The following is a 12,940-nucleotide window of genomic DNA, read 5'->3' as shown; positions in this document are numbered from 1 at the left end:
AATTAAGCTAAAGCACTAACCTTGAGAGTCATTTTATTTTCTACATAGTCCACAAAGACTTCATGCCCTTCCGACAGCTTCTCTTCTAAAATAAGGTCAGTTAATTGATGCTTTATTTTATTATCAATGAGTCGGGTCAAAGGTCGGGCACCCATAACAGGATCAAAACCCTTATGAGCTAACCATTTTCTTGCACGACTACTCACTTTGAGACGCATTTTTTTCGCTCGTAGCTTGAGCTCCAAATCTGAAAGGAACTTATCGACTACCTTGAGCATGAGTTCTTGCGTTAGTGGATTGAACCTCACTATGCCATCAAGTCTATTGCGAAATTCTGGTGAAAAGTATTTTTCAACTGCCGTATCACTCGCATTGAGGTTTTCAATATTTTCAAAACCTATCATTTTAGCGGATGCTTCTCGAGCACCAATATTTGAAGTCATGATAATAATCACATTACGAAAATCTGCTTCGTGACCATTATTATCAGTCAATTTACCGTGATCCATTACTTGAAGTAAGATATTATAAATCTCTTGATGTGCTTTCTCTATTTCATCTAAGAGAACCACACTATAAGGATTTTTCGTAACCGCTTCAGTGAGTAATCCACCCTGCTCAAAACCGACATAACCTGGAGGAGAACCAATAAGTCTGGATATACTGTGTTTCTCGCTGTATTCACTCATATCAAAGCGTAAAAATTTCACACCCAGTAAATTAGATAATTGTTTTGCCAATTCAGTTTTACCAACACCAGTAGGTCCGGTAAACAAGAATGAACCATAGGGTTTTTCTTCATCTCCTAAACCAGAACGAGCTGTTTTAACGGCTTTCACTACGGCTTCAACTGCTTTTTCCTGACCATAAACTACTTTTTTAAGATCATCTGCTAAGGTCAGTAATTTATGCTTATCATTAGAATTAATTTTCGCGGATGGAATCATTGCCATGGCCGCAATCACTTCTTCAATAACCGCTTTATTCACAGTCTTGCGCTTTTGTGAAGGGGGAAGTAACGCTAGTGAGGCGCCTGCTTCATCTAAGACGTCTATCGCTTTATCGGGTAAGAAACGATCATTAATGAAACGGTTAGCTAACTCTGCAGCCGACTGCAAAGCACTTAAAGGGTATTGAACTTCGTGATGCTTTTCATAATAAGACTTGATGCCCTTGAGAATAGACACGGTTTCCTTTACACTAGGTTCCTTCACATCTATTTTCTGGAAACGTCTTGCTAAAGCACGATCTTTTAAAATATGATTTTTATATTCACCATAAGTAGTTGCACCCACACAGCGAATTTCACCACTTGATAAAGCAGGCTTCAAAAGATTTGAAGCATCCATTGTGCCTCCACTAGTAGAACCTGCACCTACAATAGTATGAAGTTCATCAATAAATAATATGGCTCCAGGTCGAGCTTTTAAATCACTGACTAAGTTTTTTAAACGCTCTTCAAAATCACCACGAAATTTAGTTCCCGCTACAAGAGATCCTAAATCTAAAGCAAAAATTTGCGCATTGAGCAAACGTTCAGGTACTTTTCCCAAAGCAATTAACAAAGCTAAGCCTTCTACAACCGCAGTTTTACCTACACCAGGCTCACCCACTAAAATCGGATTATTCTTACGGCGTCGACAAAGAGTTTGAACCACGCGCTTAAGTTCACTTTTACGACCAATAATATTATCTAATTCGCCATTTTTAGCTCTTTCAGTTAAATTCACTGTATAACGATCGAGCATACTGCCTTTTGACGATTCCGATTCACCAAAGATATCCTCAAAATCATCTTCCTCGTCATCGTCATCATACATCAAGTCGCCTTCTTCTTCAGCTTCGGCTCCATGAGAGAGGTAGCTCACTATATCATAGCGATCAATATCTTGATTTTGAAGAAAGAAAACCGCATGAGAATCCTCTTCACTGAAGAGTGCGACTAGAATGTGAACTCCACTAATCTTATCAATCTCAGAACTGATGGCATGATCCGACGCGCGTTTGATCACTCGCTGAAGTGCAAGTGATTCATCTGGCAGGTAATCTTCTTCATCGGGAAGGTCAGGTAATTCGTTCTCAAAGTACTCTAATAGATCCGCTCTTAAACGATTGATATCGGCACCGCAAACTTCTAAAACATTACGCGATTCAGGGTCGTGAATCAGAGCAAAAAGGATGTGTTCTGGCAACACAAATTCGTGATGGTACTGTTGAGCTGTTTTAAAGGCCAACATAAATGTGATTTGAAATTCTTTACTATACATTTTTCTCTCTAGTTTTTCTTAAGCTAAAATATCTTCCAAAAATCCGAAAAACGAATTTTTATTCCTTTTGCATAGTACAAAGCAAGGGGTGACCTTCTTTTTTTGACATGTTCATAGCTTTGTCCACTTTGTTCTCTGCAACATCCTTGGGGTAAACACCACAAATAGCTTTACCTTTCACATGTACAGTTAACATAATTTGTACGGCCTCATCATCTGTTTTATGAAAAACACCTTTAATGAGCATGACGACAAAATCCATGGGAGTATAATCATCATTGTGTAAAATCACTTTAAATAAGCTCGGTCGTTTTACTTTGCGCTTTTCTAACAGAGCTGTGTCGCCCTCAATTGAAATTTTTTCTGACATATCCACTTCACAATTTTTACAATTAATATAATATGAAGGCGTTTACTCTTTTGACTAATTTTTTACGATACCAAAAATCATGAATTTATATCATTTTGCTCAGAACATTCTCGAATCACCTCATATCGAAGATAAACTACGACATCCAGGTAAAATTGATTATTCTCCGCTCAAGGAGAATTTATCTTTAAAAAGTGCACCTGAGCGTTCCGATGCTTATTCATTTGGTAAAAAAGACAGTAAAAAACTGCAATTGGGCGAACTAAATTCTGACCGTGACCGCGGCCTGCTCTTGCTCATGTTTATGAATCATGAATTAGTCGCTATTGAACTCATGGCGCATGCGCTCATTAAATTCTCAAATTCAGTACCCGAAGAATTCCAACGTGGCTTAGTCCAAACTCTTATTGACGAACAAAAGCATTGCCGATTATATCTCAATCGGCTCAAAGAATTATCTTGTCAAGCAGGTGACCTCCCACTAAGTAGTTTCTTTTGGGATTGTCTTTCCAAAGTTGAAACACCTCAAGCCTACCTTGCGGGAATGAGCCTTACGCTTGAGCAAGCTAACTTAGATTTCACCTGCTACTACAAGACATTATTTACTCAAGCAGGAGACAAAAAAACTGCCGATATCCTGAAGCTTGTTTATGAAGATGAAATCCGTCATGTCCAATTTGGTGTCGACTGGATGAATAAATGGAATAAGGACAGCAGTTTCTGGGACTATTACCTTCGACATTTACCTACGGCTCTTGATCCGAGTCGAGCTAAATCAAATAAATACTTTGATATGAGCGGCCGCCTTAGCGCCCAAATGGACGAAGCGACTATCCTACAATTTAAGCTTCATAATAGCAGCAAAGGAAGAAGTCCTAATATATGGACATTCAACCCTGGAGCTGAGCTTGAGTCTCATAAAATATCTCCTCGAAAAAACAATACCATAGCGGAAGACGATCTTTGCCCCTTGCTTATATCTCTATGTAAAAAAGATGATATTTTACTTAGCAACAAAAAAATATCACTCAGTACTCTTGAACGTTTTTATAAGTTAAAATTCCCTTTACCCGAGAATTTTGACTTCCAGCAAATACCTCAACTGCTTAAAAAGCATAAGCCTGGCTTCATTAAAGCTTGGGGAAAAAGTCCTGTGGCAGAAAAAAAGACTACTGCGATCACAAAACTTCAATCCACTAGCTTCAAACAAACGCTTTGGCAAGAGCCTTGGAAAAACTTATACTCAAAAAAATTCCAGGCAGAAATATATAGGCAGCTCATATCAGAGAACGATTTCTTTGATTTAAAGCCTGCAAGCTTTTTTAAAACCATTGAATCGCTTCTCGAATCCAATCTTTCTTCAGACATTTTATTGAAAGCTCCCTTAGCCACAACAGGAAGAGGCTGCCGTAGGGTCTCACTAAAAAACCTTCAAAATGATGATCTCAATTGGATCAACGGCAATATAAAACGTCAAGGGGGGATTTTAGCTGAAGCTCATCGAGAAAGACTGGCTGATTTCTCCGCTCAATACGAGCTTTTAGCTAATGGAAAACTTAAATTCTACGGCCTCACACAAATTGAAACCCAAGCCTTTGCGAATACCGCAAATATATGCGGGCCCTTTCATCAGCACTGGTCAAAAGAACTGAAGAAATTCGTATTTGCCAATGGAGGTAACTGCATCAAAGAAGGTTTTGATAAAGTGGCTCAACTCTGGGCTAAAGAAATGATTGAAATGGATTTCTCTGGGCCATTTGCACTCGATGGATTCATTTGGAAAGAATTTGAGACTCTTTACTTCCGTCCCATCTGTGAACTAAATCCACGTATCACAATGGGTAGAATTGCGCTCGAACTCAATCGTGCCTGCCAGGGATCTTCTATTAGCCGCTTATCTATTATTAACAAAACTGAAAGCTCTTTAGTGAGCAACACATCTCAAATGAATCCCCAAGGCAAAATAAAGGCTGCCGATATTATACTCACACCTGATGCGCAACAGTTTTTTGCTCATTTCAAAATCATATAAGCAATAAAAAAGCCCGGTATAAACCGAGCTTTTTAGAACCAAATAAGTTTAAACTTACTTAAGGTCGCAAGTAACTTCTTCAGCAATCTCGAGACCATCTTCGATGATGTCAATAATTCTGCTGTACTCGTCAGAAATTGGGCAACCACATGCATGATCTTGTGTTGCGTGTAATCTTGCTTGTTCCATGTGCCACTGAGCTACTTTAAGGTGTTGGTCAACGTTCATAAGGTCTTCCTTGTTGTTTATAATGTTAGGTTTATTATTTTACTAAGATTTAGTAAATTTTCTATCTTAAATAAGGCTTTTACTGACTTAAATAGATTATTTTTATTAATTTTTCAGAAAAGGCTTAACCCAGCTCATGCTCTAAACGACGTACTTCTTCTTTTAAACGTTCGAGAATTCGGCGCTTAGATAAATAAACACTATTAACCGTCATCCCAAGTTGCTGAGCAATTTCCTCTGGAGCAATGCCTTTACTGTGCATCAAAAAACTTTCTATTGTATGTGATTTAAACTCACCTTTTATACGCTCTAGAGCCATATTCGCGATATAGTTGCGCCATTCGTTATCCACTGCTTTACGAAGATCTGATTCTTCAATCTCTGGACTAAGTTCTAATAAAGCGGCATTTCTCTTTTCATAAGCCTGCTGAGCACGGACAAAGTCAATCATTTCGTTTCTAGAAACGCGATACAACCAATACCTAAATTTCCCTCTTCCTGGATTGTATTTAAAGCGGGCAATTTTTTCCCATACTTTGATCATAACACGCTGAACAACTTCTTCGCAATCATGGTGATTCAAACCATTATTGCGAAGAGCAATGTAGATAAAACGTCGGTACGCATCGGAAAAATCTTCCCAAGTGCTCGCCGTCGTATTTTCATTCTGAATTCTTTCAATCAAACTTTCCCTTGTTTTATAAGGATCATTTGCAGAATGTTTGTTCACTTTGCCTAGCCCTCTGCAGTTATCTCAGTTAAACCACCCATATAAGGAACAAGAAGATCTGGAACCTCGATAGAGCCATCAGCACGCTGATAAGTTTCCATAAGTGCCACAATACAACGAGGCAATGCTAAACCAGAACCATTAATTGTATGAACGAGTTCAGCTTTTTTCTCCATATCTTCTTTATAACGAATCTTACAACGACGTGATTGAAAGTCTTCGAAGTTAGAACATGAAGAAACTTCGAGGTAACGATCTGTACCAGGAGCCCACACTTCTATATCGTAACAACGCGCGGCTGAGAAGCCTAAGTCACCTGAGCATAATTCAATGACGCGATAATGAAGTCCTAATTGCTGTAAGAGGTGCTCAGCATCAGCTAATAGCATTTCTAACTCAGTATAAGATGTTGAAGGCTCAACTATTTTCACCATTTCAACTTTAGAGAATTGGTGAACGCGTAAAATACCTCTTGAATCTTTGCCTGCAGCTCCTGCTTCACGACGGAAACATGGTGTATAAGCTGTATACGCAATAGGCAAATCCTTAGCATCCAATATTTCATCGGCATGGATATTAGTTAGCGGTACTTCTGCAGTGGGAACTAAATAAAGATCATCTTCTGTAGCGTGATAAATCTCTTCCGCAAATTTTGGCAATTGACCTGTACCAGTCATAGCTTTTGGATTGACCATAAAAGGAACCCAAGCTTCTTTATAACCATTCTCGGTATTTTGATCCAAGAAAAAGTTAATCAAAGCTCTTTCCAAGCGTGCGCCTGCACCCTTCCATAGATAAAATCCCGATCCAGACATCTTAGCTGCGCGAGGCAAGTCTAAAATATCTAACTGTTGACCTAAATCCCAGTGTGCTTGGGGTTCAAAATCGAATTCAGGTTTAGTACCCCAACGGCGAACTTCAGGATTGTCGTCCTCAGTAAAGCCAACAGGAGTAAATTCTGATGGTGGATTGGGCAAAGAAAGAAGTTTAGAATTAACTTTATTAGATAATTCAGCTGCTTTTGCATCCAGTTCTTTTATTTGATCACCAATAAGACGAACGGCTTCCATAGCTGGAGCTGCATCCTCGCCATTCTTTTTCATGATACCAATTTGCTTTGACTCAAGTTTTCTCTTTGATTTCAAGTCTTCCACTGCCACCATACTTTTACGCCAGTCAGTATCCCAGGCTAAAATTTCGTTTACATCAACTTCTAGGCCGCGATCTGCCCATTTTTTCTTAAAGAAATCAGCATTTTCTCTGAATTTTTTGATATCAATCATGCTACAAACTCTCGTATATTTTATAAAATTTTACTAAAATAAACCGCTCTATACAAAAACCTATTAGTTTTTACCGTTTTTTAAGATAAATCTATACTTATCGTCATGCATACATGGCGAGTTTTTTAGCATTCGAAAAATAAGCCTTTTTATCTTAAGTACTTAGCAAGAATTTCATCCGCTCTTTTAGCAATCGAAGGATCTTCTTCCAAGACTGGGGCATGATGTTTTTTTACACGTGCATCTATAATCATGGGGGCATCACAGCTCCAATGCTTATCGAGATATCTGGATCTAAGTCCATATATATCTGCCGCAGGATCTGAACGAGTAAAAGTTAACCACAAGAAATTTTCAATTGATTGAGCACAGAACTCAGCCTCTTCAGTAAGAATAATGAGTGCAATGCCCTCACCTACTTTCAATTCATTTGATAAGACTTCGCCTTCCTCACGCGCCTTCTCACGACTCTCCCAATTACCTATATCTAATGAAACCACTCCATCCATAACCATGTGAGCTTGCCCATCAAAAGGGCTTTTAAAAAGCTCTGGTATTTTTTTAGCTAAAGCTCTTTTGCGCTTTCCGCAAGCAATGAGTACGAGTTTCGACCCCTTGTTGAGTTCTGTTCCTGAATAATCGAGCGTATCCATGGTCGTGCAAGTGTGAAAATGCAGGTCACGGGAAAAATCTAAGCGCTCAAGTGCGTACTTGAAGAATTTTTCGTAATCATGTACATGAGGCGCCTTTTCGTCACCATCTCCCAAAAGAAAAAGGTACTTGGCCAAAGACAATTGGCCTTTTCCGAGTATTGCATGGGCAATTGTATGTAATTCATAAGGTTCGCCATCATCACAATAAGGCAAATAACGATCTTCTGCCGTAGCTAATAACAAAGGGTGGACTCCTGCTTCATCTACTGCGTTGAGTTCTCTTAATCCAGGTAATTCAGAAGGAAGGACATCACCTGTTAATTGATGAATCACATCTCCGAAAGAGGTGTCTTCTTGAGGGGGTCGCCCAACAACGGTAAAGGGCCATATTGCATCTTTACGGTGAAAAACTTTTTCAACTTTCATATAGGGCAATTCATGTACTAAGCTATAATAGCCCAAGTGGTCGCCAAAAGGGCCTTCTGCTTTTAGGTCATTTTCATCTACTGTACCTAAAATACAAAAATCAGCTTCGGCGGCTACTGTCCATTCTTTATACTTGGAATAGCGCCATCGCCTCCCCTGTAAAAGACCTGAAAAAACAACTTCTGGCAAACCTTCTGGCAAAGGCATCACTGCAGAAAAAGTCATTGAGGGTGGCCCCCCCACAAAAATAGCTACACGAAAAGGTTTTTTTACTTTTCGATGGGCCTCATGATGAACCCCAATTCCACGATGTATTTGGTAATGAAGACCAATCTCACTATCTTTTTCATAAGACTCACCTGATAGTTGAATACGGTACATGCCCAGATTAGAATTCATTGGTCCTGGCTTATGGACTCCTTCACTATAAACTTGTGGAAGAGTAACAAAGGCTCCACCATCTTTTTCCCAGCACACAATCTGAGGCAGTTCGCTAAGCTTGGCTTCACACTCCATTACTGGAGCATTCTTGATTTTTTTTGGTAGAGTATACAGAGCTTCTTTTAATAAAGGGATGATTTTCCAGGGCTTTTTCATTAGCCCTTGAGCTTTTTCTTTATCAGCTTTATAAGACAATAGTTCTTTTACTGTTTCACATCGCCCCTGAAAAATCGCTTCGGTCTGCTCTATACTACCGAATAAATTCGATACACATGGGAATTTAGATCCCTTCACATTTTCGAAAAGTACCGCCCCCGCCTTTTGGGCATAAACGCGTCTCTGGATATATGCCATTTCAAGATACGGGTCAACCTCTTCTTTTATTCGAATTAATCGTCCTTGAGTTTCTAGAGCTTCCACTAAGTCTTTTGTACTTGTATACACCTAAATTAAATCCCTCTTTTTTTTCAACAACAATAGCCTATTTTCCTACGGTATAAATTTTTTTTGAGAAAAAACTATCGAAGTTGATCACTTTTCATATTGAATCCCACTACAAAATGCTTAATCTTAATTATATATTAATTACAAAATAGTAAGACTATGTCTAAACATCTATTCAATTTATCTTGTCCTCGTTGCGATACAGTAGTTAAAATACAGCTTAAGAAAACTGATTATGAGTGCTCTCGCTGTCATTTTAAAATATTTATTAACGACTCCCATAATTTCTTAGAAGCGTATGCCAATGGCAAACTTAAGGATTTAGAAGTTATCGAAAATTCTGTCAACGAATTTGTTGATGGCACAAGAAAAGAAGGCTTAAGCCTTTCCTTTCAAGAGATGACTGAAGATCCCGACATTGAAATAGAGGAAGTATCTGAACCCACTTTTAATACTGACGACGACGATGGAAAATCATCTCATACTCAGGTTATCAACTTGAGTTTTGACCCTACGAAAGTTCTAGATGAGTACACTTCTAAGAAAAATGCCTCCAAGAAAAAAATGAGTCTTAATCAAGCTATTGAGAATGCTAAACATGCTCGCTCTGAAGTAAGTAACTTCAACCGCTATCTCTTAATTGGTGGGATTGTTTTAGCCTTTGTTATTATCATCATCATTTTCATCCTTGGTGCTAAATAAGGTTTTCTTATGCCTCTTTGGAAACACACCAAACAGGCAGACAGGCTAATCCTCTGTAATTATCGCATTAAGCCAGATGCTCTTGAACACCTACTACCACACGGAACTCGCGCCAGGATTCACAATGGCCGTGCCTTTGGTGGCGTCACCATAAAAAATTATAACTGTCAGAAATATGACATTACTGCTTACCTTATGGGTTACCCCTATGAAGTCATCTTACATAGCATCGCTATTGAATGGGATGAAAGTGATGAAACAAAAAATGGCTTAGCTATCTTAGCACTTCATAATTCATCAAGAGTGGCGGCTTTTTTATCGAAGAAAACTTACCCTATAAAATGCCTTTATACCCAATTTGAAGCTGACGAACATTTCACCTCCTATCAATTCAAAGTAAATGCCCAAAAACACGAGATCTACTTACAAGCAGGCATGGAACCGCACTTTTCAAAAGAATCCTTTTTTACTTCCGCGCGTGAAGCGGGTAACTTTTTTCAAGAGTCACTCATTCATCAACATTCGAGCAATCAGAATACTGACAGATTTTTTCAATCACTTGCTGAGGGACAATGGACCTGCCAGGCCCTACATATAAAAGAATTTACTTCGCAATTTTTTGAAGATAATTTTGATGAAAAAGATATCGAATTTGATCATGCCATAATGATGAAAAAAATTGAGCCAAGCTGGTGTGGCTCAATAGTAGAAAAGCAAGAAGTTATTAGTTCTTCCTTTGCTCTAAACCAAAAAACCGTTACTAAAGCTCGATTGAAAAATTAAGCATCATTTTTTACTTGCCGATAAAGACTTTCGCCACAATATCATCCACTAATTGATCTTGGGTTTTGCCATCACATTCGATTACTAAATCCGCGGCCGCACTATAAAGTGAATTACGCTCAGCAAAGAGCTCCTCAAAAGTTTGACCAGGTGCAATTACCACGCCACGCGTACTAAAATCACCTAAACGATCTTCAAGTGTTTGCATATTAATCTTGAGAAAGATAATTAAACCTTTTTGAGAAAGTGACTGAATTCCCTTTGATGAATAAATCGCACTTCCACCTGTGGAGACAATGACGCCATCTGAATCTATCTGGCAAAGGTATTTTTCTTCTAAGCCTTTAAAAACTTCTATTCCCTCAAGGTCAATAATTTCCTGAAGACGTCGATGCTCTTGTCCTTGGATATAGACGTCGACATCAAGAAAATCAAAACTGGTCTCTTTTGCCAACAATACACCAATAGTACTTTTTCCAGCACCGGGCATTCCCACCATAACAATATTTGATTTTCTGGGAAACTTATCTTGGGAAATATTCATTTTTCAGCCCTTAAATAGATTTTTCTACAAAGTAAATCGAAGCTTCGCTTTTTCAATCTTCCTCCCTCGTTGACTTTCTCATAGTTTTACGTAGTTTTAATAAATCAATCAAGGAAATCTATGAGCAATCAATTAAATGTACTAGGAACCGCCCTCGAAGCCTGTTGCACAAGTAATCACACCGGCTTTTATCGTGATGGCTATTGTTATACCGGCCCTATGGATATGGGCTCACATACGGTCTGTTGTTATATCACCCAAGAATTTTTAGAATATTCAAAAAATGCTGGCAATGACTTATCTACTGCCGTTCCTGAATACAATTTTCCGGGTTTAAGTCCTGGAGATAAGTGGTGTGTCTGTGCACTCCGCTGGCTCCAAGCTGAGGAAACAGAGAAAGCGCCACCCATTATTCTCGAAGCAAGTAACGCGCGCTGCCTTGAAGTTATTTCGCTAGAGCTCATAAAACTTTACGCGTATAAAAAATGAAATCCGAATTCCAACTCATTGCACCCGCAGGAAAAGCGAGTGATGATAAGCTAGCAGCCGCGAGCCCTGCAATGGAAGCTTTCGATTATCACTTAAAAAAAGATTATTTTTATTATTCTCCTCTCTCCTATTTAGCCGCACCAGATAAGCAGAGAGCCGAATCACTTACGGATGCGTGGCTTGGGAACGACCCCTTAATCTGTCTCAGAGGCGGATATGGCTGTGCACGCTTACTTGATATGATTGATTGGGATTCTTTGCGATCTTCGCAAAATATACTTATTGGTCATAGTGATATCACTGCTCTTCATTTAGCCTTTTTAAAGCATGGCCTCAAGAGAACTATTTCTGGGATTATGGCCGCAGCTGAATTTACACGTTCACCCGATACCAAACTCACCTTAAAAAGTTTTGACCAATGCCTTAGAGGAGAATTATTCTCTCATACTTGGTCCCCTGCTTTCTCTACTCAAGAAAGCTTTAAAGTCTCAGGTAAACTCATTCCCGTAACGCTCTCGGTCTTAACTTCACTAATAGGAAGTCAACATTTACCTGACTTTGAAAATTCTATTCTTATTTTAGAAGATATTAATGAGGCTCCTTATAAAATTGATCGCATGCTCCACCAATTAAAACAATCGCAATTAATTGACTCAGTATCCGCTATAGTCATGGGGGATTTTAATAACTGTGGCCAAGAACATGAACTTCATGAAGTTTTTGCGGACTTCGCAAAAGATTTTTCTTTCCCCATAATAGACAACCTCCCCTTCGGACACTGCTTGCCACGCTTAAACCTTCCCGTGGGAGCAGAAGCAATGCTAGAACTCGAAACAAATAAAGAAGCTACTTTAACAATCACTAGGTATTAATATGAAAGCAAAAATCATTACTTTCCCCGTAGGACTCTATCAATGTAACTGTAGTATAATTTATTGCTCTGAAACTAAAGAAGCGATACTTATTGATCCAGGATCTGAAGCTGAGGTAATTTTAAAAAAGATCAACGACCGCGGACTGAGTATTAAGGCCGTCATTCATACCCATGCCCACCTCGATCATTTTGGGGCAACTCATGAAGTTAGTCAAAGCACTAAGTCAGAGGTTTACTTACACAAAGATGATAAACAACTCTGGGATATAGCTGATTTACAAGCTGAAATGCTAGGCTTACCAAAATGCCCTCATGCCAATATTGATCATTTTATCGAAGACTCACAAAGCTTCCATTTTGGTGAATTCAAACTAGAGGCCATCCACACACCTGGACATTCCGCTGGCAGCACTTGCTTTAAAATCGAGAATGGTGATGAGCAATTGCTCTTTAGTGGCGACACACTCTTTAAGCGTGGAGTTGGTCGTACGGATTTGCCTACTGGTGATTCAAGAGTGATCGCAAAATCAATTAAAGAGAAACTCTATACACTGGATATTGATACCCAAGTTATCCCTGGCCATGGCCCCAATACAATTATTGGAGAAGAGAAAAAACAAAACCCATTTATCAAAGCCTAAATTAATAAGCTTTTTATAACTTTTGACGAGTAT

General features: G+C 38.9%; 13 protein-coding genes. 6 read left to right on the top strand and 7 right to left on the bottom strand.

What is annotated here, in order from left to right:
* Positions 1–2: 2 nt before the first annotated feature.
* Both clpA and clpS read right to left on the bottom strand, forming a co-directional pair.
* On the bottom strand, positions 3–2,267 hold the full coding sequence (clpA, locus tag PQO03_RS03805; protein WP_274151247.1) for an ATP-dependent Clp protease ATP-binding subunit ClpA: 2,265 nt from the start codon (positions 2,265–2,267) through the stop codon (positions 3–5).
* 58 nt (positions 2,268–2,325) lie between these two features.
* Positions 2,326–2,637, bottom strand: a complete 312-nt coding sequence (clpS, locus tag PQO03_RS03800) for an ATP-dependent Clp protease adapter ClpS (protein ID WP_274151245.1) — start codon at positions 2,635–2,637, stop codon at positions 2,326–2,328.
* A 79-nt stretch (positions 2,638–2,716) separates the two neighbouring features.
* Between clpS and PQO03_RS03795 the strand changes: the two genes are divergently transcribed.
* Positions 2,717–4,669 (top strand): DUF455 family protein, encoded by a 1,953-nt coding sequence (locus tag PQO03_RS03795; RefSeq protein ID WP_274151243.1) that lies wholly within the window; start codon positions 2,717–2,719, stop codon positions 4,667–4,669.
* Between the two features lie 54 nt (positions 4,670–4,723).
* Here the strand turns inward: PQO03_RS03795 and PQO03_RS03790 are convergent, their stop codons facing one another.
* The 4 genes from PQO03_RS03790 to PQO03_RS03775 form a co-directional block, all read right to left on the bottom strand.
* On the bottom strand, positions 4,724–4,897 hold the full coding sequence (locus tag PQO03_RS03790) for a hypothetical protein (RefSeq protein WP_274151242.1): 174 nt from the start codon (positions 4,895–4,897) through the stop codon (positions 4,724–4,726).
* 124 nt (positions 4,898–5,021) lie between these two features.
* Positions 5,022–5,582 (bottom strand): RNA polymerase sigma factor, encoded by a 561-nt coding sequence (locus PQO03_RS03785; RefSeq protein WP_274151240.1) that lies wholly within the window; start codon positions 5,580–5,582, stop codon positions 5,022–5,024.
* Between the two features lie 50 nt (positions 5,583–5,632).
* Positions 5,633–6,910: a serine--tRNA ligase gene (gene serS, locus PQO03_RS03780; protein WP_274151239.1), complete on the bottom strand. Its 1,278-nt coding sequence runs from the start codon at positions 6,908–6,910 to the stop codon at positions 5,633–5,635.
* 149 nt (positions 6,911–7,059) lie between these two features.
* On the bottom strand, positions 7,060–8,874 hold the full coding sequence (locus PQO03_RS03775) for a UbiD family decarboxylase (protein WP_274151238.1): 1,815 nt from the start codon (positions 8,872–8,874) through the stop codon (positions 7,060–7,062).
* A 159-nt stretch (positions 8,875–9,033) separates the two neighbouring features.
* On the opposite strand from PQO03_RS03775, the gene PQO03_RS03770 reads away from it, so the two are divergent.
* Positions 9,034–9,576 (top strand): hypothetical protein, encoded by a 543-nt coding sequence (locus PQO03_RS03770; protein ID WP_274151236.1) that lies wholly within the window; start codon positions 9,034–9,036, stop codon positions 9,574–9,576.
* A gap of 9 nt (positions 9,577–9,585) precedes the next feature.
* Positions 9,586–10,359 carry a hypothetical protein gene (locus PQO03_RS03765; protein ID WP_274151235.1) on the top strand — a complete coding sequence of 258 codons (774 nt, stop codon included), beginning with the start codon at positions 9,586–9,588 and terminating at the stop codon, positions 10,357–10,359.
* Positions 10,360–10,369: 10 nt separating this feature from the next.
* Here PQO03_RS03765 and PQO03_RS03760 read toward each other — a convergent pair whose 3' ends face one another.
* Positions 10,370–10,903 carry a shikimate kinase gene (locus tag PQO03_RS03760; protein ID WP_274151233.1) on the bottom strand — a complete coding sequence of 178 codons (534 nt, stop codon included), beginning with the start codon at positions 10,901–10,903 and terminating at the stop codon, positions 10,370–10,372.
* Positions 10,904–11,023: 120 nt separating this feature from the next.
* Between PQO03_RS03760 and PQO03_RS03755 the strand changes: the two genes are divergently transcribed.
* Genes PQO03_RS03755 through PQO03_RS03745 form a run of 3 tightly spaced genes read left to right on the top strand, consistent with a single transcriptional unit; the run spans position 11,024 to position 12,907 of the window.
* Entirely contained in the window at positions 11,024–11,392 is a 369-nt protein-coding gene (locus PQO03_RS03755; protein ID WP_274151231.1) for a DUF2237 family protein, read from the top strand.
* Positions 11,389–12,264: an LD-carboxypeptidase gene (locus PQO03_RS03750; protein WP_274151229.1), complete on the top strand. Its 876-nt coding sequence runs from the start codon at positions 11,389–11,391 to the stop codon at positions 12,262–12,264. The genes PQO03_RS03755 and PQO03_RS03750 overlap by 4 nt, the downstream gene beginning before the upstream one ends.
* 1 nt (position 12,265) lies before the next feature.
* Complete coding sequence (locus tag PQO03_RS03745) at positions 12,266–12,907, top strand: MBL fold metallo-hydrolase (RefSeq protein WP_274151228.1); 642 nt, start codon at positions 12,266–12,268, stop codon at positions 12,905–12,907.
* Positions 12,908–12,940: the final 33 nt, after the last annotated feature.

This window comes from Lentisphaera profundi, from assembly GCF_028728065.1.
GTDB classification, from domain to species: domain Bacteria; phylum Verrucomicrobiota; class Lentisphaeria; order Lentisphaerales; family Lentisphaeraceae; genus Lentisphaera; species Lentisphaera profundi.
The sequence above is the reverse complement of the archived record's forward strand: the minus strand, read 5'-3'. Positions and strand labels throughout refer to the sequence as shown.

Excerpts from the sequence above, each read along its gene's own strand:
- clpA (WP_274151247.1), bottom strand. The coding sequence starts at position 2,267 with ATGTATAGTAAAGAATTTCAAATCACATTTATGTTGGCCTTTAAAACA.
- clpS (WP_274151245.1), bottom strand. The coding sequence starts at position 2,637 with ATGTCAGAAAAAATTTCAATTGAGGGCGACACAGCTCTGTTAGAAAAG.
- PQO03_RS03795 (WP_274151243.1), top strand. The coding sequence starts at position 2,717 with ATGAATTTATATCATTTTGCTCAGAACATTCTCGAATCACCTCATATC.
- PQO03_RS03790 (WP_274151242.1), bottom strand. The coding sequence starts at position 4,897 with ATGAACGTTGACCAACACCTTAAAGTAGCTCAGTGGCACATGGAACAA.
- serS (WP_274151239.1), bottom strand. The coding sequence starts at position 6,910 with ATGATTGATATCAAAAAATTCAGAGAAAATGCTGATTTCTTTAAGAAA.
- PQO03_RS03770 (WP_274151236.1), top strand. The coding sequence starts at position 9,034 with ATGTCTAAACATCTATTCAATTTATCTTGTCCTCGTTGCGATACAGTA.
- PQO03_RS03765 (WP_274151235.1), top strand. The coding sequence starts at position 9,586 with ATGCCTCTTTGGAAACACACCAAACAGGCAGACAGGCTAATCCTCTGT.
- PQO03_RS03760 (WP_274151233.1), bottom strand. The coding sequence starts at position 10,903 with ATGAATATTTCCCAAGATAAGTTTCCCAGAAAATCAAATATTGTTATG.
- PQO03_RS03755 (WP_274151231.1), top strand. The coding sequence starts at position 11,024 with ATGAGCAATCAATTAAATGTACTAGGAACCGCCCTCGAAGCCTGTTGC.
- PQO03_RS03750 (WP_274151229.1), top strand. The coding sequence starts at position 11,389 with ATGAAATCCGAATTCCAACTCATTGCACCCGCAGGAAAAGCGAGTGAT.
- PQO03_RS03745 (WP_274151228.1), top strand. The coding sequence starts at position 12,266 with ATGAAAGCAAAAATCATTACTTTCCCCGTAGGACTCTATCAATGTAAC.